The organism is Pseudomonas sp. SIMBA_041 (assembly GCF_046535095.1).
GTDB lineage: Bacteria > Pseudomonadota > Gammaproteobacteria > Pseudomonadales > Pseudomonadaceae > Aquipseudomonas > Aquipseudomonas mucoides.
The window spans coordinates 157751-180922 of the sequence record NZ_JAWRXJ010000010.1; the positions used below are offsets into that span (position 1 = coordinate 157751).

Consider the following 23172-nt stretch of genomic DNA (forward strand, 5'->3'; position numbering starts at 1 on the left):
TAATGGTTTAGGTCGGCTTTAGTGTCAGTCGAATGCTTGGGTGAGTGTTTTGGCGTTGGATTCGATTTTTTTCCAGTTGTTGAGTACGGTGTCCAGGCTCGAAACAAAAGTTCTGAGCGTGAGGAATTCATGAATGCCATCAATTTTGTTTTTTGAAGAGTCGATGAATTCCGAAATTGTGATCCACAGGGTTTCCAGTAGGGCGGTACTCTCCGTAGCTCCGATGATGTAAGAGTCGACGCTTTGCAAACGGTTGTGAAGGATCAATAAGGTGCCCGTCAGAACGTTTTTCTTGCGGACTTGCTCGGTGAGTTCATCCCGACGTCGGATCAATGGCGCTACACGGGCGTCCCGCATCATTGCTTTGACTTTTAGATACTGGGAGCCAAGCGGATCGGTAAAAGCCATAAAGTACTCGAAGAAGTTGGGCTCATTTTCCCTGGTTTTTTCATCGATCAGACGCTGAGCCTCATCAATCTCAGCATTGAGTCGAGTGATCTCGGCATTCAATTCGTGGTTGCCGGCCTGTTTCAGCTTTTCTCCAATCAACACCGCAACCACATCCGTCAGCTCGGTTTTGAAATGTTTCAGGCGGAGCTGGATGTCAGTGCTACTGGTTTTTTTTTGTTCGATGGAACTGGCAATGAAATGGAGAGATTCTTTGATGGACGGAAATCTGTTTGTCTCATCTCGTCCAATTTTAAGCTCGGGAAGTTTGGCAATTTCCTCATCGGTCATACTTTCGATTGTGCCAATGTAATTTATGTAGCCGGGCATTGTTTTAATGGTCGTGATAATGTCCTCTCCGAAATGCCGCAGGTCTTCGGAGAATGCCTGGAGGCTCCCGCCGACTCGTTTCATCGACAGTTCGATGTCGTTCCAGCGATTGGCATTGGTGACGATTTTTGCATAGGTATTTGCAATATCATAAGGCTCCAGTCCTGCAATGCCGGTGTTTTCGCTTTTCAACAGCTTTTTAATATCGTCGATGTTGACCGGAAGTTTCTTTGCTTCGGAAATGTATTTTTTAATTCGTGTGATATCCCCTTTGGTCACAATCGGCGGAGATGCATTAAAGGCGTCACTTTTGTTGTTGGGTGCGGTATCGAATAGTATTGGTTGATTAAGCTGCATGTTTGAAATCCTTTTCAAATGGGTGAGCGTGCAGCATAACTTCAATTAAATGGTCTGTGATTATTTGGTCTGTAACTATTTATGGTGTTGGAAATGGTATGTTTTAGTTTGCGCAGAAATAAAAAAACCCGTGAAGAGTCACGGGTTTTTTGTGGGTCTTTACTAATTAGACGTAAAACGACTTCAGCGGCGGAAAGCCATTGAATTCAACGGCGCTGTAACTGGTGGTGTACGCACCGGTCGACAACCAGTACAAACGATCACCGATGGCCAGGTTCAGCGGCAAACCGTACTTGTAGTTTTCGTACATGATGTCGGCGCTGTCGCAGGTCGGGCCGGCGATGACCACTTCTTCCATCTCGCCTTTCTTCTCGGTCCAGATCGGGAACTTGATGGCTTCGTCCATGGTTTCGATCAGGCCGGAGAACTTGCCCACATCCGTGTACACCCAGCGTTCTACCGCCGTGCGGGATTTACGCGCGACCAGTACCACTTCGCTGACCAGAATGCCGGCGTTGGCGATCAGCGAACGGCCCGGCTCGAGGATAATTTCCGGCAGGTCATCACCGAAGTCTTCCTTGAGGAAACGGATGATTTCTTCAGCGTAGGTTTCCAGGCTGTTGGTGCGGGTGATGTAGTTGGCCGGGAAGCCACCGCCCATGTTGATCAGCTTGAGGTGAATGCCGTCTTCTTCCTTCAGGCGTTCGAAGATCACTTTGACCTTGGCGATCGCCGCGTCCCAGACGCTGATGTCGCGCTGTTGCGAGCCGACGTGGAACGAGATGCCGTACGGCACCAGGCCCAGGTCACGGGCGAGGATCAGCAGGTCCATGGCCATGTCGGTCTGGCAGCCGAATTTGCGCGACAAAGGCCAGTCAGCCGTGGTCGAGCCCTCGGTGAGGATGCGCACGTAGACTTTCGAACCCGGTGCAGCCTTGGCGATGTTGCGCAGGTCGGCTTCGGAGTCGGTGGCATACAGACGCACGCCCTTCTCGTAGAAGTAGCGAATGTCCTTGGATTTCTTGATGGTGTTGCCGTAGCTGATGCGATCCGGGCCAACGCCCTGGTTCATCACTTTGTCGAGCTCGTAGATCGACGCGATGTCGAAGTTCGAACCTTTTTCTTTGAGCAGGTCGATGATTTCGACGGCCGGGTTGGCCTTGACGGCGTAGTAGACCTTGGCGAATTCGAAACCGGCGCGCAGGTCGTCATAGGCCTGGCTGATCATCGCGGTGTCGATCACCACGAACGGGGTTTCTTGTTTGTCGGCGAAGGCCTTCATTTTGTTGAAGGTATCGCGCGCGAAATAGTCTTCGACGTTGATCGACATGCTGGGAACTCCTACTGGCAAACTAGATTAATCAATGGGTGCGAGGGTGTGTCATCAATGAGTTCGCGAGTGCGTTGTCGCCTGAGCGCGTGCCAGGCAAGGCGCAGGCCGCCGCTAATGGTCATTCCCTTCGCAAGGCCTGCAACGCAGCATGGCGCGCGCTCAGGCACAACCCGAAGGGCCGGGCCTGCTTTTGCGCAGGGCTGCGTTACTCGTCCCTTATTTGGAACAACCAAACTTCGGTCCTCGCGCCTTGCCCTGCGCAAAAGCAGACTCCGGCGCACTCGTGAACTCATTGATGACACACCCTCCTGAACGTCCTCCGTATCCCCACTTTGGTTCGCCTACTTCCCAAGGCATGTCGCCGAAAGCAAAAAGGCCATGGGAAGCGGTGCGTTCCCTTGGCCTTGCTGTCTCGTCGTCAGTACTTGAGCCGGATGGATCGTTTCCAGCATGGACGTTCGGCGCGAACTTTAGGGCGTGAGGGGCTTGAGATCAACAAAAAATGTCGCGTTTTTGCACACATCCGTCGTGCGGTCCTGGATAGCTACTGATGTAACCGACCTGCATGACAGTGTGATGTTCCCTGTGGAGGGATATTTGAGGGGATTCAGCGGGTAGTTGTGGTGCCCCCAATCGCGGACAAGCCCGCTCCCACAGTGATTTCTGTCGTACACAAATCTTGTGTACGCCAAGAACCCCGTGGGAGCGGGCTTGCCCGCGAGGCGTCAGATCAGGCGACAGCAGTCTCGGCCGGCGAAACAATGCTGGTCTTGCCCCCACGGGACTTGCCTGAGCTCAAGTACTCGGCAATCGATTCCTGAGTCACTTCACCCAGGAACACCCGCTCCGCATCCATCACTGGCAACCACGAGCGGTTGAACTCGTACATGCGCGACAGCAGGATGCGCAAATGCTCGTCAAACGCCGCCGTGGCGTTGAACTCACGCAAGTACTGCGCGCAAGTCCCGGTTTGACGGTGCAGATCGCGACGACGCACGTAGCCCAGAGCCTTGTTATCGGCGCAGGTGACCACGACATAGCGACGGTCGAGTTCATCCATCAACTCCAGCGCTTCAGCCACCGGTGTTTCCGGGCTCACCGACGGCGCGTTGTCCGCCGCGTCCTCGGCTTTCACCAGCAACAGACGCTTGAGCGTGCTGTCCTGGCCGACGAAGTTGCTGACGAAATCATCCGCAGGGTGCGCCAGCAGCGTGTCCGGGTGATCGATCTGCAGCAGTTTGCCGGCGCGGAAAATTGCAATCTTGTCGCCCAGCTTGATGGCTTCGTCGATGTCGTGGCTGACCATGATCACGGTCTTGTTCAGCGCGCGCTGCATCTCGAAGAACTCGTTCTGGATCATCTCGCGGTTGATCGGGTCGACCGCGCCGAAGGGTTCGTCCATCAGCAACAATGGCGCATCCGCCGCCAGTGCCCGAATCACACCGATCCGCTGCTGCTGACCGCCGGACAACTCGCGCGGATAGCGATTCAGGTATTGCTTGGGTTCCAGCTTGATCATGCTCATCAACTCGCGGGCACGGTCGTGGCATTTCTGTTTGTCCCAGCCCAGCAGGCGCGGAACGATGGTGATGTTTTCCTCGATGGTCATGTTCGGGAACAAACCAATCTGCTGGATCACATAACCGATGTTGCGGCGCAGGGTCACTGCGTCGAGGTCGGTGGTGTCTTCGCCGTTGATCAGGATCTTGCCCGAGGTCGGCTTGATCAAGCGGTTGATCATCTTCAGCGTGGTGCTTTTGCCGCAGCCCGATGGTCCGAGGAACACACAGATCTCGCCTTCATTGACGGTCAGGCTTACCGAGTCCACGGCTTTCACATCTTTGCCGTTGCTTTGGAAGGTCTTGCTGAGGTTTTGAAGTTCGATCATTTGAGCAGTCCTTTTGGAGTCAGCGTGCGTTGCAGCCATTGCAGAAGCAGGTCGGCGAAGATGGCCAGGAGACTGACCAGCACGGCGCCGACGATCAGCATCGACATGTCGCTGCGGCTGATGGAAGCGAGAATGAGTACACCGAGGCCACCGGCGCCGATGGTCGCGGCGATGGTCATGACACCGATGTTCATGACCACGGCAGTGCGTACGCCGGCGAGGATCACCGGCACTGCGATGGGCAGTTCGACCATGCGCAGGCGCTGGCCGAAGGTCATGCCGATGCCGCGGGCGGCTTCGCGAATGCCCGGTTCGACGCCGGTCAGCGCCAAGTAGGTGTTACGCATGATCGGCAGCAGCGAGTACAGAAACACGGCCGTGATCGCCGGCATCGGACCGAGGCCCTGGCCGAATTTGGAGTAAAACGGCAGCAGCAGGCCGAACAGCGCAATCGACGGCACGGTCAGCAGCACCGTGGCGCTGGCTTGCAGCGGGCCGGCGAGCGTCGGAAAGCGCGTCATCAGAATGCCCAGCGGCACGCCGACCAGAATCGCCAGGGTCACGGCGATGCCGACCAGGGTGATGTGCTGCCAGGTCAGGTGCAGCACCAATGGCCAGTCGAGATGGGAAAAGGCGTTCAGAAATTCCATGTCTTTTCCTCCTTATTTGATGGGATGTTGGCGCAGGAAATCGGCGGCAACGGATGATGGGCTTTCGTGATCGACATCGACCCGCGCGTTGAGCTGGCGCATGGTTTCGTCGTCGAACAGTTCAGCCAGCGGCTTGAGTTCTTCGGCGAGTTTCGGATGGGCGTCGAGGTACACCTGACGTACCACCGGCGCGGCGGTGTAGTCCGGGAAGTAGTGCTTGTCGTCTTCGAGCAGTTTCAGCTTGAAGGCGTTAAGACGACCGTCGGTGGTGTAGACCAGACCGGCAAATACCTGGCCATTGCGCAGGGCGGTGTAGACCAAACCAGCATCCATCTGCCGGATGTTTTTGCGCGTCAGGTTCATGCCGTAGAGGTCGACCATGCCGTTCAACCCGTCGGAACGGTTGGCGAACTCGGTGTCCAGCGCGACCAGATGATTGTCCTTTTGCTCAGCTTGCAGCACCGTGTTCAGCTCGCTGATGGTGTTGATCTGCGGGTAAGCCTTCGCGGTGGTTTCCGGCAGGGCCAGGGCATAGGTGTTGCTGAATTTCGACGGGGTCAGCCAGACGAGGCCTTTTTTCGCGTCGAGTTCTTTCACCTTGGCGTAGGACTGGGCGCTGTCGAGTTTTTCCGTGATGTGGTTGTAAGCCACCAGCGACACGCCGGTGTATTCCCACATCAAATCCAGCTGGCCACTTTCGTGGGCGCTGCGAGCGAGGTTGCTGCCCAGGCCGCCAGTCACCTGGGTGTCGTAACCCTTGGTGCGCAGGTATTGGGAGGTGATTTCAGCGAGGAGGGTTTGTTCGGTGAACACCCGGGCGCCGATGCGGATGACCGGTTTTTCAGCGGCGTGGGCAAATCCTGCGAACAGCAGGGCGCAGCCTAGAAATAAGCATACTTTTTTCATATTGATTCCTTTGCCGAGGCTTAAGACGGGCGTAGGCCGCGTTCGAGCCAGAGGCGGCTGGCGAGTGTCACCAGACCGTCGAGCAGCAAGGCCAGCAGGGCGGTGCAGGCCGCGCCGAGCAGCAGTTGCGGCTGATTGTTCAGGGCGATGCCGGGGAAAATCAGGCTGCCCAGGCTGTTGGCGCCGATCAGGAACGCCAGCGGAGCCGTCCCGACGTTGATCGCCAGGGCCACGCGAACGCCACCAACGATGATCGGCACGGCGTTTGGCAGTTCGACCCGCCACAGCACTTGGGTCGGGGTCATGCCGATGCCGACAGCGGCTTCTTTCAGTGAACCCTGAACGTTTTTCAGGCCTTCATAGGTGTTGCGCACAATCGGCAACAGCGAGGCGAGGAACAGGGCGAAGATCGCGGGGCCGCTGCCGATGCCCAGAATCCCCAGGGCGATGGCCAGTACGGCGAGCGGCGGCACGGTGTTGCCGATGTTGAAGAGCTGCATGAAGCGCTCAGCTCGGTCCACCATGGACGGACGGCTGAGGAAGATACCGGCGGGAATGCCCACAACGAGGGCGGCCAGCATGGAAACAAGGACGAGAATCAGATGAGCTTGCAGGTAAAACAACAAATCGTCGCGGTAATGTTCGATCGTGTTGATGCCAATCCAATGGACCAGCAGGGCCAGAAGGGCGACGACAACCGCACCTCCTATCAGCCCTTTGCCATAGCGAATAGCCACAGGCGGACTCCTTTTTTCTTTTGTCGGCGAACGCAGTCCCGAGTGGCAATGCCATTGCTGGCTGCCGGGTCATCAACGTTCGCGAGAAGCAGCTCTTCATGCTGATGGAACCGCATGAGATCGAGCCATAAGCGCAGCCTCGTCAGGCTAACTTGCAGGTTTTTCGAACCCTGCTACGAGAGCTGTAACAGGGGAGTGGACGCCTCCACCTTTTAAAAGGTTCCATATTTAGCAGCAATTAGCCACCCCGCATCTTGTATTACCCCTGTAGCCGCTGCCGAGCCCGCGAGGCTGCGTTCGGCGACGAAGTCGTCGTCGACTCACCTGTCGCGGTGTGTCTGATACACCGCAGCGTCCGGTTTTACGACGGCTGCGCCGCCGGACGCAGCCTCGCGGGCTCGGCAGCGGCTACAGGTGAACGGTGGTCCATAGGTTACTTTTTAAGCTATACTCGCCGCCCTTTTTTGAATCACCTGCCAGGCGATTTCCCATGACCAAACAGGCCGCCGAAGTCGCGAAACGCCGCACTTTCGCCATTATTTCCCACCCCGATGCCGGTAAAACCACCATTACCGAGAAGCTCTTGCTGATGGGCAAGGCGATTGCGATTGCGGGCACGGTGAAGTCTCGCAAGTCCGACCGCCATGCCACCTCCGACTGGATGGAAATGGAAAAACAACGGGGTATTTCCATTACCACGTCGGTCATGCAGTTCCCGTATCGCGACCACATGATCAATCTGCTCGACACCCCGGGCCACGAAGACTTCTCCGAAGACACCTACCGCACCCTGACGGCGGTGGACTCGGCCTTGATGGTTCTCGACGGCGGTAAGGGTGTAGAGCCACGGACCATCGCGCTGATGGACGTTTGCCGTCTGCGTGACACGCCGATCGTCAGCTTCATCAACAAACTCGACCGTGACATCCGCGACCCGATTGAACTGCTCGACGAGATCGAAGCGGTCCTGAAGATCAAGGCCGCGCCGATCACCTGGCCGATCGGTTGCTACCGCGATTTCAAGGGCGTGTATCACCTCGCCGACGACTACATCATCGTGTACACCGCCGGTCACGGCCACGAGCGTACCGATGTGAAAATCATCGAGAAGCTCGATTCCGATGAAGCGCGCGCGCATTTGGGCGACGAGTACGATCGCTTCGTCGATCAGCTGGAGCTGGTGCAGGGCGCCTGCCACGAGTTCAACCAGCAGGAATTCCTCGACGGCCAACTGACGCCGGTGTTCTTCGGTACTGCACTGGGCAACTTCGGTGTCGATCACGTGCTCGACGCCGTGGTCAACTGGGCGCCGAAGCCATTGGCCCGTGTCGCCAACGAGCGCACCGTCGAGCCGGTTGAAGAGAAGTTCACCGGTTTCGTGTTCAAGATCCAGGCGAACATGGACCCGAAACACCGCGACCGTATCGCCTTCATGCGCATTTGCTCCGGCAAGTACGAAAAAGGCATGAAGATGCGCCACGTACGCACCGGCAAGGATGTGCGGATCGGTGACGCGCTGACCTTCTTCTCCTCCGAGCGTGAGCAGCTGGAAGAAGCGTTTGCCGGCGACATCATCGGTTTGCACAACCACGGCACCATCCAGATCGGCGACACCTTCACCGAAGGCGAAACCCTGGGCTTCACCGGTATCCCGCACTTCGCCCCGGAACTGTTCCGTCGCGTACGCCTGCGTGATCCGTTGAAATCCAAGCAGCTGCGTCAAGGCTTGCAGCAGTTGGCGGAAGAGGGCGCGACCCAGGTGTTCTTCCCCGAGCGCAGCAACGACATCATCCTCGGCGCCGTCGGTGTGCTGCAGTTCGATGTGGTCGCCAGCCGCTTGAAAGAGGAATACAAGGTTGAGTGCTCTTACGAGCCGATCACCGTTTATTCCGCGCGCTGGATCGATTGCAGCGACAAGAAGAAGCTTGAGGAATTCTCCAACAAGGCGGTGGAAAACCTCGCGATCGACGGCGGTGGTCACCTGACCTACCTGGCCCCGACCCGGGTCAACCTGGCACTGATGGAAGAGCGCTGGCCGGACGTGAAATTCCGTGCGACGCGCGAGCATCACTAAGCGCTGAGTCGAAACCCACAGAACCCCGTTGCGAAAGCAGCGGGGTTTTTTATTGCCTGACGCAAATCCCCTTGTGGGGGCGAGCAATAACGATTCGAGATAACTGTTATTCAAAACCAATCTGCCGATCACGGGCATTTCCAGCCCGTCGTTAGCGTCCTGTCTGGTGAACCACACTGATCGGAACTAGATTTCATTCAGCGCCAGTCAGGCACCCAAGCTTCACCCCAAAAAGGATGGATTCGGCTATGAGCATTGTTCAACGTATTGTGCTGTTGCTTAAGGTTTTAGTGATGTTGTCCGTGGGCATGTCGGCGGCGTGGGCGGAGTGCCCGGAGCATGGCGAACAGGTGTCGAGCGGGCAGGTGATACATGCCGGGATGATGATTGCCAAATCTGACTCCGAGGCTGGGGACAAAGATCAGGGCGGTAGTGAAGGCGATGACGACTCGACCACTGAAGAGCCCGACACCGACGAGGATGAAGGCGACAGCCAGTCTTAAACGGCAGGCAAAAGAAAACCCCTTCTACTCCAACTGATGCGCAGTCGTTGTAGAAGAGGTCCGGTATTGCTGTGGGAGCAAAACTGCTCCCACATTTTTATGCCGCGCCGTCGAGGAATTGCTCGGCGTAGTGGCAAGCCACCTGGCGGTTATCGAGAGGGCGCAGGGCTGGCTCTTCGGTGCTGCAGCGCTCGGTGGCGTATGGGCAGCGCTTGTGGAAAGCGCAACCCGATGGCGGGTTCAACGGGTTAGGCAACTCGCCGACGATCTTGATTTTCGGCTTGTTCGGGTCCGGGTGAATGGTCGGTGTGGCCGACAACAGCGCCTGGGTGTAAGGGTGCAGCGGACGCTCGTAGATGTCGTTCTTCGGACCCATTTCCACCGGGCGACCGAGGTACATCACCATCACGTCATCGGCAACGTGTTGCACCACGGCCAGGTTGTGGGAGATGAACACGTAGGCGGTGTTGAACTCTTGCTGCAAATCCATGAACAGGTTCAGTACCTGCGCCTGAATCGACACGTCCAGCGCCGAGGTCGGTTCGTCCGCTACCAGCACTTTAGGCTGCAGCATCATCGCGCGGGCCAAGGCGATCCGCTGGCGCTGACCGCCGGAGAACATGTGCGGATAACGCTGGTAGTGCTCGGGACGCAAGCCCACCTGCTTCATCATGGCCTGGACTTTTTCGCGACGTTCGGCCGCCGACAGGTTGGTGTTGATCAGCAGCGGTTCGCCGAGCTGGTCACCGACTTTCTGCCGTGGGTTGAGCGAGGCGTACGGGCTCTGGAACACCATCTGCACGTCTTTGCGCAGTTGCTTGCGCTGGGCCTTGTCGGCACCGGCGACTTCCTGGCCGGCGATTTTCAAGGAGCCGGAGGACGGCTCTTCGATCAGGGTTAACGCACGGGCCAGGGTGGATTTGCCGCAGCCCGATTCACCAACCACGGCGAGGGTCTTGCCGGCGTGCAGTTCAAACGACACGCCGTTGAGGGCGCGCACGGTCGCATGGCCCTTGAACAGGCCGCGGGACACTTCGTAGTGACGGGTCAGGTCGCGGGCGGTAAGTACGACGGCCATTACGCCACCTCCTGATTAAGCGGGTAGAAGCAGCGGGCGAGGCTGTGGCTTTTCGGGTCCAGGGCCGGGCGCGTGGCGCGGCAGCTGTCTTGCACATACGGGCAACGCGGCGACAGCAGGCAACCCTGCGGACGGTCGTAGCGCCCGGGAACGATGCCCGGCAGGGTCGACAGGCGTGTAGCGCCGAGGCTGTGTTCCGGAATCGCCTTGAGCAACGCTTCGCTGTACGGGTGCGCCGGAATGTCGAACAGCTGCGGCACCTGACCGACCTCAACCGCCTGGCCGGCGTACATCACGCACACACGCTGGGCGGTTTCAGCCACGACCGCGAGGTCGTGAGTGATCAGCACCAGGCCCATGTTCTGCTCTTTCTGCAACGCCAGCAGCAGGTCCATGATCTGCGCCTGAATCGTGACGTCGAGTGCCGTAGTCGGTTCGTCAGCGATCAGCAGTTTCGGTTCGCCGGCAATCGCCATGGCGATTGCAACACGCTGGCTCATACCGCCGGACAGTTGGTGCGGGTAGGCGTCCATACGACTGGCAGCGCCCGGGATTTCCACTTTTTCCAATAGTTCGATGGCACGCTTGCGCGCTTGCTTGCCGGACATTTTCAGGTGCAGGCGCAGCACTTCCTCGATCTGGAAACCGACGGTGTAGCTCGGGTTCAGCGCGGTCATCGGGTCCTGGAAGACCATGGCCAGGTCTTTGCCGACGATTTGTCGACGCTGACGGTTGCTGAGCTTGAGCATGTTCTTGCCGTCGAAATTCAGGGCGTCGGCAGTGACGATCCCTGGATGCTCGATCAGGCCCATCAGCGCCATCATGGTCACGGATTTACCCGAACCCGACTCGCCAACGATGGCCAGGACTTCGCCTTTTTCCACGGTGATGTCGAGCCCGTCGACCACCGGAACGGCGTTCTTGTCGCCGAAGCGAACGTTGAGATTCTTGATTTCTAACAGTGACATTTGAATCTCCTCAGGCGGCGTTCTTGAGTTTCGGGTCCAGCGCATCGCGCAGGCCGTCGCCCATCAAGTTGATTGCCAGCACGCTGAGCAAAATGGTCAAGCCAGGCAGGCTGACTACCCACCAGGCGCGTTCGATGTAGTCGCGAGCCGAAGCCAGCATGGTGCCCCACTCAGGGGTTGGCGGTTGTACGCCAAGGCCGAGGAAGCCCAGTGCGGCGGCATCGAGAATCGCCGAGGAGAAGCTCAAGGTCGCCTGAACGATCAGCGGCGCCATGCAGTTAGGCAGCACGGTGATGAACATCAGGCGGGGCAGCGTGGCACCGGCCAGGCGCGCAGCGGTCACGTAGTCGCGGTTCAGTTCGCCCATCACCGCAGCGCGGGTCAGACGGACATAGGACGGCAGGGACACCACGGCGATGGCGATCACGGTGTTGATCAGGCCAGGGCCGAGGATGGCGACAATCGCCACGGCCAGCAGCAGGGACGGCAGGGCCAGCATGATGTCCATCAGACGCATGATGGTCGGGCCGAGCAAGCGCGGGAAGAAACCGGCGAACAGACCCAGCAGGATCCCCGGAATCAGCGACATCACCACCGACGACAAACCGATCATCAACGACAGACGCGAACCGGTGATCAGGCGCGACAGCAGGTCGCGACCCAGTTCATCGGTGCCGAGCAGGAACTGGATCTGCCCACCTTCCAGCCAGGCTGGCGGGGTCAGCAGGAAGTCACGGTATTGCTCGCTCGGGTTATGCGGGGCAACCCACGGCGCGAAGATCGCGCAGAAAATCACCAGGATCATGAACATCAGGCCGGCGACGGCGCCCTTGTTGCGGGAAAACGCGTGCCAGAATTCTTTGTACGGGGACGGATACAACAGGCTTTGATCGACTGTTACCGCTTGATTTGGCGTTGTAGCTGGAGTGGTCATGGTCATGATCTCAGCGCTGGTGACGGATGCGTGGGTTGGCAAAGCCGTAGAGGATGTCCACCACGAAGTTGACCAGAATCACCAGGCAGGCGATTAACAGGATGCCGTTTTGCACGACTGGATAGTCTCGGGCGCCAATGGCTTCGATCAGCCATTTACCGATGCCGGGCCACGAGAAGATGGTTTCGGTCAGGACCGCACCGGCCAGCAATGTGCCGACTTGCAGGCCGACCACGGTCAGGACCGGAATCAGCGCGTTGCGCAGGCCGTGCACGAACACCACGCGAGAAGGCGACAGGCCTTTGGCGCGGGCGGTACGGATGTAGTCTTCACGCAGTACTTCGAGCATCGAAGAACGGGTCATCCGCGCAATAACGGCCAGCGGGATGGTACCCAGCACGATGGCCGGCAGGATCAGGTGATGCAGGGCATCGAAGAACGCACCGACGTCATCGGCCAGCAGCGTGTCGATGAGCATGAAGCCGGTGCGCGGCTCGATGTCATAGAGCAAGTCGATCCGCCCGGACACCGGGGTCCAGCCCAGGCTCACCGAGAAGAACATGATCAGGATCAGGCCCCACCAGAAGATCGGCATCGAATATCCCGCCAGGGAGATGCCCATCACCCCATGGTCGAACAGGGATCCTCGCTTGAGTGCCGCGATCACCCCGGCCAGGAGGCCCAGGATGCCGGCGAACAGCAGGGCGGCCATGGACAGTTCCAGGGTCGCTGGGAATAGAGAGGTGAACTCGCTCCACACGCTTTCACGGGTACGCAGCGATTCGCCGAGGTCGCCGTGAGCCAGTTTGCCGACGTAGTCCAGGTATTGGGCATACAGCGGTTTGTTCAGACCAAGGCGTTCCATTGCCTGAGCATGCATTTCGGGGTCGACTCGGCGTTCGCCCATCATTACTTCCACGGGGTCGCCTGGAATCATGCGAATCAACGCGAAAGTCAGCAAGGTGATGCCGAAGAACGTGGGGATCAATAACCCCAATCGGCGGGCAATAAAACTAAACATCTTGTGGTGTACCTCATCAGCCGGTTAGGCGTGCCTGGTGTCCCTGGAGTCAGGGACACCGGGAGTTTTCTTATTTACTTCACCTGGGTGGTGGCGAAGTTATTCGTGGTAAGCGGGCTAATGTGATAGCCCTCTACGTTGTTGCGCATTGCAGTAAACATACGGGTGTGCGCCATGCTGATCCATGGCTGGTCCTGATTGAAAACCTCCTGGGCTTGCTCGTAGAGCGCCGCACGTTCCGTCGGGTTCACTTTAGCTCGGGCTTCATCGATCAGCGTCTGGAATTTCTCGTTGCACCAGCGCGCGTAGTTTTCGCCGTTCTTGGCTGCTTCGCAACTCAGCATAGGCGTCAGGAAGTTATCCGGATCGCCGTTATCACCCGCCCATCCGGCGGAAACCATGTCGTGCTCGCCGTTTTTCGCACGTTTGAGCATTTCGCCCCATTCCATGACGCGAATGTCGATCTTGATGCCGACCTTGGCCAGGTCAGCCTGCATCATCTGCGCGCCCAGCATCGGGTTCGGGTTGGTCGGCCCGCCGCCGTTACGGGTGAACAGTGTAAACGTTGTGCCTTCCGGTACGCCTGCTTCCTTGAGCAAGGCGCGGGCCTTGTCCAGGTCTCGCGGCGGGTTGGTCAGCTTGTGGTTGTAGCCCAGCAGAGTGTCCGGGTACGGGTTGACCGCGACAGTCGCATTGCCTTTGCCGAACAGCGCGTTGACATAGGCCGCCTTGTCGAACGCGATGTCGATGGCTTTGCGCACGCGCACATCGCTCATGTATTTGTGCGAGGTGTTCATGGCGATGTACGAAACGGTCATCGCGTTCATCTCATCAACCTTGAGGTTGGTGTCTTTCTTGATGCTCGGGATGTCATCCGGTTTCGGATAGAGCGCGATCTGGCACTCGTTGGCCTTGAGCTTTTGCAGGCGCACGTTGTTGTCGGTGGCAATTGCCAGAATCAACGCGTCAGCCGGTGGCTTGCCACGGAAGTACTCCGGGTTGGCCTTGAAGCGAACCTGAGCGTCCTTGTTGTAGCGCTGGAACACGAATGGACCGGTGCCAATTGGCTTGTTGTTCAAGTCGCCGGCCTTGTTCGCCTTGAGCAACTGGTCGGCGTATTCGGCGGAGTAGATCGAGGAGAAGGCCATGGCGATGTCGGCCAGGAACGGCGCTTCACGACGGGTCAGGGTGAACTTGACCGTGTTGTCGTCGACTTTCTCGACGCTTTTGAGCAGTTCCTTGAAGCCCATGCTTTCAAAGTACGGGAAGCCCACGCTGGACAGTTTGTGCCATGGGTGGTTCGGGTCCAGCTGACGCTGGAAGCTCCAGACCACGTCGTCGGCGTTCATGTCGCGCGTCGGCTTGAAGTAATCGGTGGTGTGAAACTTGACGCCTTTGCGCAGGTGGAACGTGTAGCTCAGACCGTCTTCGCTGATGTCCCAGGAATCGGCCAGTGCCGGAATCACTTCAGTGGTGCCCGGCTTGAAGTCCGCCAGACGGTTGAAGATGGTTTCAGCCACGGCGTCGGCTGTGACTGCAGTCGTGTACTGGACCATATCGAAGCCTTCCGGACTGGCTTCGGTGCAGACCACCAGGGGTTTGGCAGCGACGCCAACAGCGACACTCAGCAACGCGGCAGCGATGGCCGCACGTAGGGGAAGCATTTTCATCAAGAACCCTCTGCAATCAGTTAAAGGACTAATGCCTAACAGCTGATTCGTCACTGAATCAGCTGTTAGGCAGGTGCATTACAGGATGTTGAACGGAATGGTGGTCACGAGACGGAACTCGTTGATGCTGCCATCGCCCTGGTTTTCACTGGCGCGGTGAGCGGTGTAGGTCGCGCGAACAGTGGTGGCCTTGAGTGGGCCGCTCTGAATGGCGTACGTCGAACCGATGCCGTATTCGTAGTGGGTTTCGCCGTCCATGTTTTTCACGTCATAGGCGGTACCGGTGTAGTGAGTACCGTCGATGCCCCAGCCACGCGCCTGGTAGATGTTGAACTTCAGGCCTGGCACGCCGTATTCAGCCATGTTCAGGCCGTAGGCGATCTGGAAGGATTTCTCGTTCGGGCCGTTGAAGTCCGACAGCAGGGAGTTGGCCAGGTAGATGCCGTTGGTTTCGTGCAGGTAGTCGAAGTACTCGTTACCGTTAATTTCCTGGTACGAGAAGGTCAGGGTGTGAGCCTGGTGAGTCAGGCCAAACGACAGGGAGCCGGCCTGGTTGTCGATTTCGCCCAGCAGTCTCTTACCTTCATCGACGGTCTTGTAGTAGTTCAGGCCGGTGGTCAGGCTCAGTACCGAACTGTCACCCAACACGTGGCTGGCGCCGAAGTAGTACTGGTTCCAGAAGTCTTCGGCCTGGGTCGCCCACAGGCTGGTGGTCAGGCTGGCGAAAGGGGTATAGGTGAGGCCTGCCGTATTAACGTGATCGGTCTCAGCAGTAATGTTTTGGTATTCGGAGCGGAACTTGCTCAGGCTTTCTTCGGTACGCGGCGAAACGCGGTCAAAGGTCCCCAGGTCGAAAGCCAGGTTGTTCAGCTCTTCGCTGTGGACCGCGACGCCCTGGAAGCTCGAAGGCAGGGCACGGTTGCCGATCACATCGACCTGCGGGCTGCTGAAGTTCATGCGGCCGGCGGTCAGGGTGGTGTTGGAGATGCGAGCCTTGACGTTGGCCAGGCCCAGCTTGCTCCACTGACCTTGAGCGTCGCCGCCTTCTTTGGTCAGGGTACGGTTGTTGCCCGCGCCTGGGCGGGAGCCCGGTGCGCCACCGTTGTTGGAGGCCAGGTTCTCGCGATCGCGCTCCAGAGCAACAGCGTTGTAGGCGGCCACTTCGGTGCTGAAACCTACAGTGCCTTCGGTGAAACCGGAGTTGTACTTGACGATGGTGCCTTGAACCCAGTTGATACGACGATCAGTCGGGGTGGCGACACCGTCTTTGCGGTAAGTGAACTTGCCGCCACGTTTCAGTTGTTCGTTGGCGTACCAGTTACGCGTGGTGCCGGAGATGGATTGACCTTCGACGAAGCCAGTTGCATCAGCTTGTGCACTTTTGGTGTTAACCGTCACCGGGGTGAATGCCTGGCTCTGGGTTTCTGCGTACGCCGAGGCGGTTACGCTGCTGATGGCCAAGGCCAATAACGCGGTGCTGCTCAGTTTCATGGGTGAAGCTCCTTACTTTCTTTTTTTAATGCCGGTCTTATTGGTGATCCGGCTATTGGTTTAGAACACATTCAAGGCATCGCAAACGTTTGCTGCAGGCCGGATTGACGAATTACGGCAATACGCTTGCGTGAGGGCGTAATACGCCCCCAGCGTTCTGGCTAATCGGTTATTGGTCGATACTGACGCCCGAGAACACGTTGCGGCCGAAGGGGCTGACTTTGAACCCTTCGACTTTGGCGCTTAACGGCTGGTTAACCGTCGAGTGGGCGACTGGCGTGATCGGCACCTGCTGTTTGAGGTACTGCTGCGCCTGTTTGTACAGGATGGTGCGTTGGTCGCGGTCGGTGACGACCTTGGCCTGCTTGACCAGCTTGTCGTAAGCCGGATCACACCACATGGAGTAGTTGTTGCCGCCAATGGCGTCGCAGCTGTAAAGCGTGCCGAGCCAGTTGTCCGGGTCCCCATTGTCCCCGGTCCAGCCGATCAGGCTGATGTCGTGCTCGCCATTCTTGGTGCGCTTGATGTACTCGCCCCATTCATAGCTGACGATCTTCACTTTGAGGCCGATTTTTGCCCAGTCAGCCTGGAGCATTTCGGCCATCAACTTGGCGTTCGGGTTGTAAGGGCGTTGAACGGGCATCGCCCACAGGGTGATTTCAGTGCCTTCCTTCACGCCGGCAGCCTTGAGCAATTCCCTGGCTTTTTCCGGGTTGTAGGCGGCGTCTTTGATCGTTTCGTCGTACGACCATTGGGTCGGCGGCATGGCATTGACGGCCAACTGCCCGGCACCCTGGTAGACGGCGTTGAGAATGCTTTGCTTGTTCACCGCCATGTCCAGCGCCTGTCGCACTTCGAGCTGGTCGAAAGGCTTGTGCCGAACGTTGTAGGCGATGTAACCGAGGTTGAAACCTGGCTTCTCGATGAGCTTGAGTTTTTCGTCGTGCTTCAGCGCGGACACGTCGGCAGGGCGAGGGTGCAGGGTGATCTGGCACTCGTTGGCCTTGAGTTTCTGCACCCGCACCGAGGCGTCGGTGTTGATGGCGAAAATCAGGTTGTCGAGCTTGACCCGGCTCGGGTCCCAGTACTGCTTGTTGCCGGTGTAACGGATGTTGGAGTCTTTCTGGTAACTCTTGAACACAAACGGGCCAGTGCCGATCGGCTTCTGGTTGATGTCGCTCGGTTTGCCAACGGCCAGCAACTTGTCGGCGTATTCGGCGGACAGGATGGCGGCGAAGCTCATGGCGATGTTCTGGATGAACGCGGCGTCGACGCTGTTGAGCGTCATGACCACGGTCAGCGGCCCGGTCTTTTCGACCTTGGCGATGTTCTTGTTCAGGCTCATCCCGTTGAAATACGGGAACTCGGTCGGATAAGCCTTACGGAAAGGGTGTTGCGGGTCGAGCATGCGATTAAACGTGAACAGCACGTCATCGGCATTGAAGTCGCGGGTCGGCGTGAAGTAGGGCGTGGTATGAAACTTCACCCCTTCGCGCAGGTGAAAGGTGTACTTGAGGCCGTCTTCGGAAATATCCCAACGAGTGGCCAGGCCCGGTACGACATTGGTCGCGCCTTTTTCAAACTCTGCCAAACGGTTGTACAGCGGCTCGGCGGCGTCGTTATCGGTCGCAGTGGTGTACTGCGCCGTGTCGAAACCGGCGGGGCTGCCTTCAGAGCAGAACACCAGGCTGTTATTGGCGGCCTGGATGGATGTGGCGGCCAACAGGCCGGTGCCCAGTAATGCGGATAAAACCAAGGAATGGCGCATGACGCTCCCTCTTGTAATCACGAGTGTTTTGACAATGAGCCGCCGTCCCGTCCTGGGACGTGGAGGATCACTGACTTCAAACCATGCCTTTCAGCAATAACCGAGAGCCCACGCATGAGCTGGTCAGAACCCGACGGTATGAGCCGTGGATCTGGCAGTAAATGCGTAGAGTCCTAAAGACTCGTAGGAAATGGCAACGCGTCCGACTCCACCGCCGTAGTACGCGGAGGAAACGGATGTAAGAGTTTTCCTGCTTTCTCGGCAGATAAAGCAACGGCGACGTCAAAAACGTCGCCGTTGCAAAACCTTATTTGCTGACGCTGACGCCGTAGAAGGAGTTCAAGCCAAACGGACTGATCTTGAAATCCCGCACTTCGTTGCGCATTGGTTGGAACACCGTCGAGTGAGCGATAGGTGTCATTGGAACTGCATCTTTGAGGACGTGTTGCGCCTGTTTGTACAGTTCGGTGCGCTTGGCCTGGTCGGTTGTGCGCTTGGCTTCTTTAACGATGCCGTCGAACTTCTTGTCGCACCACTTGGAGAAGTTGTTGCCTTGCAGCGAGTCGCAGCCGAACAACACGTTCAGCCAGTTGTCCGGGTCACCGTTGTCGCCGCTCCAGCCAATCAGCATCGCGCCGTTTTCGCCGCCTTTGGAGCGCTTGATGTACTCGCCCCACTCGTAGGTCACGATCTTGGCTTTGATGCCGATCTTGGCCCAGTCGGACTGCAGCATTTCAGCCATCAGTTTGGCGTTCGGGTTGTAAGGACGCTGTACCGGCATCGCCCACAGGTTGATCTCGGTACCTTCCTTGATGCCGGCTTCCTTGAGCAGCTCTTTGGCTTTCTCAGGGTTGTACGGAGCATCTTTGATGGTGGTGTCGTAAGACCACTGGGTTGGCGGCATGGCGTTGACGGCCAGTTGGCCTGCGCCCTGGTAAACCGAGTCGATGATCTGCTGCTTGTTGACGGCCATGTCCAGTGCCTGACGCACTTTCAGTTGGGCCATCGGGTTCGGCTCGTCGCTGCCCTTGATCTTGTCCATCACGTTGTAGGCGATGTAACCCAGGTTGAAACCGGCCTGATCAGGCACTTTCAGGGTCTTGTCTTCTTTGAGCGCCTTCAAGTCGGCTGGACGTGGGAACAGAGTGATCTGGCACTCGCCCTTCTTCAGCTTCTGGATACGCACCGACGGGTCGGTGGTGATGGCGAAGATCAGGTTGTCGATCTTGACGTCGTCAGGCTTCCAGTAGTCCTTGTTCCCGGTGTAGCGGATGTTGGAGTCTTTCTGGTAGCTCTTGAATACGAACGGACCCGTGCCGACCGGCTTCTGGTTGATGTCTGCCGCTTTGCCTTCTTTCAGCAGCTGGGCTGCGTACTCGGCGGACTGCACCGAGGCGAAGCTCATGGCCATGTTCTGGATGAACGCGGCATCCACTTCTTTCAACGTGAACTTGACGGTTTTGTCGTCGACTTTATCGATCTTGGTGATGTTGGTGTCCATCCCCATGTCGGTGAAGTACGGGAATTCAGTCGGGTACGCCTTACGGAACGGGTCATCCTTGTTAATCATGCGATTAAAGGTGAACAGCACGTCGTCGGCGTTGAACTCACGAGTCGGCTTGAAGTACGGGGTGGTGTGGAACTTGACGCCGTCACGCAGGTGGAAGGTGTACGTCAGGCCGTCCGGGGAAATGTCCCAGCTGGTCGCCAGGCCAGGAATCACGGCGGTGCCGCCGCGCTCGAACTGGGTCAGGCGGTTGAACATGGTTTCTGCAGAGGCGTCGAAGTCGGTTCCGGTGGTGTATTGACCTGGATCGAAACCGGCCGGGCTCCCTTCGGAGCAGAACACCAGGTTAGTCGCGGCTTGGGCGAAGGGTGCGCTAGCTAGCAAGCTGGCGCCGACTAAAAACGGAATGACCGCGTGTTTAAGCATGGTGGCCTCATGATTGTTGTCATTTTTGGAATTAGAGGACGACCTCGTGAGTCGACCTGCGGATACTTATGCAGGGGCCGTACCCAATGCAAGATCCAGAGCGACCACAGGCGTTAAACAGTGGCACGTACGTACCTTAATGTCGCATTTGTATAAATTCAGGCGCATTTGACCGTTTGCGCAGGTTTTTTTCGGTGCAACCGGCGCACCGCGGCGGGGCGATTGGCGGGGCTTGCGCACCCGGTTGGAGCGTGGTGTTACTTATTTATACCCACGTTTTGGGGGTTGAATGGGTTGGGTGGGTGGCTTTTTGGGATTGAGAGTATTTTGCGCCGGGCGTGGGGGCTGTTGAGTTTGGGACCGTGTGGTAGGTATTTGTTGTTTAACGGGTTTGTTGTGGGGGTGGGTGCAGTTTGACTGGCAGGTGTTTGTCAGTGGACATCTTGGTTGTTGGTCTAATCAGTACATTATTGGCGACAGTTGGCGCACGGTCGTGGGCTGCACGTTTATGGGTGGTACTGGGTGCAACCTTGGCTTTTTATTGGTGGCGCCTTTTTTCGATGGCGGGGTACATATCCATTCCTGCGGTAACGGCCGCTAATGGTTTCGCTCTTACAGCGAGTCACTTTGGAAGTGCGCCAAAGTAACCAAAGCGCATTTGCCCCTTTCGTTCGGTGCCTCGCCCAGGCTCGGCATGCCCTCGCTCCGGTCCTGCTCCGTGGGCCCGCCGCCATCGGCCATCCATGGCCGGGGGCGGCTAACCCGGCATCCATGCCGGGTTGCCCACTGCGCAGAACCTCCACTCGGCCTCTCGAGGGGGCGGTGCGTCAAGATCAAAAGCTGTAGGCGAGCTAACGCTCGGCCCGTTGAGTGGTGAGAAGCAAGGGCGGTACGCGGACTCCGTGTAGGAGTGAGCCTGCTCGCGAAGGCGGCCTGACAGCCGACCAATCTCTACCAGATACACCCAATTCAAAATGTGGGAGCGAGCCTGCTCGCGAATACGGCCTCACAGCCAACCGATCCCCATCAGGTAAACCCAATCCAATTGTGGGAGCTGGCTTGCCTGCGATGGCGGCCTGACAGCCGACCAATCTCTTTCTGCTGCCCCCCAACTGATCGTTCTCACGCTCCCGCGTGGGAATGCCGCCAGGGACGCTCCGCGTTCCATTTTTGTGTTGAACGATGTGTAAAAAACACAGAGCTTTCCCACGCATTTTTCAGGTTGCCGGGTAGGAAGCAGTGCCCCTAATCTCTGGCGGTCGCTGCGATTTCAGCGACCGGGTGTGGAAACCTGGATCTTTTAGTAGCCGCATAGCTGGACCATCGTAATCGTTGCCGACGTCTTCTTTCGTCTGCAAACTGCGTCATGGCGGCTGTGCGTGGGCAGACTTCGGTCTGGCCGGGTCCTACTAACCGGTATTTCCACCCTGCGTGCAGCCGCCACCTAATTGTCGTGTGGAAACGACATTGGATGGCTCCCATTTATAAGTAGGAGCATTCCATGGACAAGCTAATCCCCGATCCACCCACCACCCCCGAAACCGAAGCTGAAGACTTACGCGCCGAAACATTACTCAAAGACCACGAAGCCATAAAACGCGCCCTCGACTACTACCTCGATTCCCCATCCCAATACACCGAAAAACCCCGCCGTCCCAGCACGATGTACATGATCGCCCCGAACATGGACACCGAAAGCCTGCTGGCCCAAGCCTGCGAATCACTGGCCTCCGCCAGTGTCATGACCAGTGATTTCGCCGCGAACCTGATCGGCCCGCAGCGTAATACGGTGTTGGCGATTCAGCAGATCATCATGCTGGCAGAGCTGGCGGTGAATCGGGCACTGGATAACGTCGATCCAGCATAGTAGTTCAGAGACCACGTTATCGTTCATCGCGAGCAAGCTCGCTCCCACAGGATTTATGTCGTACACAAATACTGTGCTCACCGTAGATCCACTGTGGGAGCGAGCTTGCTCGCGATGGCGGCCTATCATTCGCCAAAGAATTGAAGGGTTCACCCCGACTTCTGGCAGGCAAAAAAAACGGCGTTCACTCCAGTGATCGCCGTTTTTATGTACGTCTTATCAAATCAAGGCATCAACACTTCAATCGCGCCATCCGCCGTCATGCTGACCTGACTGGTGCCCGCCTCAACATCCGGTGTCACCGGTGCGGCATCCATCGAGGCGGCTTTCATCATCATTGGGGCGCGCATGTACGGTTGTGGATAACCGTTGCTGTTCAGGTTCAGGTTAACGATCTTGTAGCTCTTGCCACCCAGTGCATCGGTCGCCAGTTGTGCGCGAGCCTTGAAGGCGGTCACGGCTTCTTTAAGCAGTGCGTCTTCGCTGGCCTTGCGTGTTGGTGTGGCGATGGCGAAGTCCATGCCGCCCATTTTCAGGTCGGTGAGCAGTTCGCCGGTCAGTTTCGACAGGGCGGCGAAGTCCGAGCTTTCCAGGCGCAGTTCGGCGCGTTCACGCCAGCCGGTGATTTTCTGGCCCTTGGTGTCGTAGATCGGGTAGCTGTTGCGGCTGCCCTGGCGCAGGGTGATGTCTTTGACCTGTTTGGCCTGGGCCAGTGCTTTGTTCATGGTGGTGCTGACGTCGGCGGCGAGTTTGGCCGGGTCGGTGTTTTGGTCTTCGGTATAAAGGGTCACGATCATCAGGTCGCGGGCCACTTCCTGGCTGACTTCGGCGCGCAGGGAAATCTGGTTGTAATGCAGCTCGTCGGCGGCGAGGGCCGGGAGGCTGGCGAGGGTGCCGGCACTCAGGGCGAGGAGGGCGGTGCAGCGGCGCAATGTGTGCATGAAAGCTCCTTGGGCGATGCGCAGGTGTCAGGTCCGAGCCTGCGTGAAACCATCAGACTCTAGCTTTATTGATCCGGTTCGCACAGTTACAACTTCTATACAGATAGCGACAGGTGACCGCTTCGCGGTCAATCGCGGGCAAGCCACGCTCCCACAGGGGAATGCATTTCAAGGTGGGAGCGAGCTTGCTCGCGATAGCGGCCTTATAGCCGCCGCAGAACTTTCTGCCATGTGGCCGTTTGCCGCACTTTTGCCTGTCAGCCCCCGTGCTTGGTT

At 57.8% G+C, this 23172-nt stretch carries 18 protein-coding genes; 3 read left to right on the plus strand and 15 right to left on the minus strand.

Translation table 11 applies throughout. The features are described 5' to 3' along the window. Window positions 1-24: 24 nt before the first annotated feature. The 6 genes from SB725_RS23460 to SB725_RS23485 form a co-directional block, all read right to left on the minus strand. A complete protein-coding gene (locus tag SB725_RS23460) occupies window positions 25-1134 on the minus strand; it encodes an alpha-xenorhabdolysin family binary toxin subunit A (RefSeq protein ID WP_410922645.1) in 1110 nt (369 codons plus the stop codon). A gap of 166 nt (window positions 1135-1300) precedes the next feature. After that, window positions 1301-2464 carry a type III PLP-dependent enzyme gene (locus SB725_RS23465; RefSeq protein ID WP_027924486.1) on the minus strand — a complete coding sequence of 388 codons (1164 nt, stop codon included), beginning with the start codon at window positions 2462-2464 and terminating at the stop codon, window positions 1301-1303. A gap of 733 nt (window positions 2465-3197) precedes the next feature. Next, window positions 3198-4355, minus strand: coding sequence for a betaine/proline/choline family ABC transporter ATP-binding protein (locus SB725_RS23470; protein WP_008148962.1), 1158 nt, complete (start codon window positions 4353-4355; stop codon window positions 3198-3200). Next, window positions 4352-5005 carry an ABC transporter permease gene (locus SB725_RS23475; RefSeq protein WP_007942812.1) on the minus strand — a complete coding sequence of 218 codons (654 nt, stop codon included), beginning with the start codon at window positions 5003-5005 and terminating at the stop codon, window positions 4352-4354. The genes SB725_RS23470 and SB725_RS23475 overlap by 4 nt, the downstream gene beginning before the upstream one ends. A gap of 12 nt (window positions 5006-5017) precedes the next feature. Then, complete coding sequence (locus SB725_RS23480) at window positions 5018-5911, minus strand: glycine betaine ABC transporter substrate-binding protein (RefSeq protein WP_194940812.1); 894 nt, start codon at window positions 5909-5911, stop codon at window positions 5018-5020. A 20-nt stretch (window positions 5912-5931) separates the two neighbouring features. After that, window positions 5932-6648 (minus strand): ABC transporter permease, encoded by a 717-nt coding sequence (locus SB725_RS23485; RefSeq protein WP_027924488.1) that lies wholly within the window; start codon window positions 6646-6648, stop codon window positions 5932-5934. A gap of 490 nt (window positions 6649-7138) precedes the next feature. Between SB725_RS23485 and SB725_RS23490 the strand changes: the two genes are divergently transcribed. Continuing rightward, the gene (locus SB725_RS23490; RefSeq protein WP_027924489.1) at window positions 7139-8722 is read left to right on the plus strand and encodes a peptide chain release factor 3; all 1584 of its coding nucleotides are present in this window, start codon (window positions 7139-7141) and stop codon (window positions 8720-8722) included. A 248-nt stretch (window positions 8723-8970) separates the two neighbouring features. Then, the gene (locus SB725_RS23495) at window positions 8971-9225 is read left to right on the plus strand and encodes a hypothetical protein (protein ID WP_027924490.1); all 255 of its coding nucleotides are present in this window, start codon (window positions 8971-8973) and stop codon (window positions 9223-9225) included. A 97-nt stretch (window positions 9226-9322) separates the two neighbouring features. Here SB725_RS23495 and SB725_RS23500 read toward each other — a convergent pair whose 3' ends face one another. The 8 genes from SB725_RS23500 to SB725_RS23535 form a co-directional block, all read right to left on the minus strand. Then, entirely contained in the window at window positions 9323-10303 is a 981-nt protein-coding gene (locus tag SB725_RS23500) for a peptide ABC transporter ATP-binding protein (RefSeq protein ID WP_059181621.1), read from the minus strand. Then, entirely contained in the window at window positions 10303-11271 is a 969-nt protein-coding gene (locus tag SB725_RS23505) for an ABC transporter ATP-binding protein (RefSeq protein ID WP_027924492.1), read from the minus strand. Before SB725_RS23505 ends, SB725_RS23500 begins: the two co-directional genes overlap by 1 nt. 10 nt (window positions 11272-11281) lie before the next feature. Continuing rightward, window positions 11282-12205, minus strand: coding sequence for an ABC transporter permease subunit (locus tag SB725_RS23510; protein ID WP_027924493.1), 924 nt, complete (start codon window positions 12203-12205; stop codon window positions 11282-11284). Between the two features lie 10 nt (window positions 12206-12215). After that, a complete protein-coding gene (locus SB725_RS23515) occupies window positions 12216-13226 on the minus strand; it encodes an ABC transporter permease subunit (protein WP_027924494.1) in 1011 nt (336 codons plus the stop codon). Window positions 13227-13300: 74 nt separating this feature from the next. Continuing rightward, entirely contained in the window at window positions 13301-14896 is a 1596-nt protein-coding gene (locus SB725_RS23520) for an ABC transporter substrate-binding protein (protein ID WP_194940811.1), read from the minus strand. A gap of 78 nt (window positions 14897-14974) precedes the next feature. Then, complete coding sequence (locus SB725_RS23525) at window positions 14975-16387, minus strand: OprD family porin (RefSeq protein ID WP_027924496.1); 1413 nt, start codon at window positions 16385-16387, stop codon at window positions 14975-14977. A gap of 169 nt (window positions 16388-16556) precedes the next feature. Next, window positions 16557-18155 (minus strand): ABC transporter substrate-binding protein, encoded by a 1599-nt coding sequence (locus SB725_RS23530; RefSeq protein ID WP_059181619.1) that lies wholly within the window; start codon window positions 18153-18155, stop codon window positions 16557-16559. Between the two features lie 307 nt (window positions 18156-18462). Then, window positions 18463-20088: an ABC transporter substrate-binding protein gene (locus SB725_RS23535; RefSeq protein ID WP_027924498.1), complete on the minus strand. Its 1626-nt coding sequence runs from the start codon at window positions 20086-20088 to the stop codon at window positions 18463-18465. 1501 nt (window positions 20089-21589) lie between these two features. Between SB725_RS23535 and SB725_RS23540 the strand changes: the two genes are divergently transcribed. Further along, window positions 21590-21955, plus strand: coding sequence for a DUF6124 family protein (locus SB725_RS23540; RefSeq protein WP_027924499.1), 366 nt, complete (start codon window positions 21590-21592; stop codon window positions 21953-21955). 224 nt (window positions 21956-22179) lie between these two features. On the opposite strand, the gene SB725_RS23545 is transcribed toward SB725_RS23540, so the two are convergent. Further along, window positions 22180-22896, minus strand: a complete 717-nt coding sequence (locus SB725_RS23545; RefSeq protein WP_027924500.1) for an SIMPL domain-containing protein — start codon at window positions 22894-22896, stop codon at window positions 22180-22182. Between the last annotated feature and the right edge of the window lie 276 nt (window positions 22897-23172).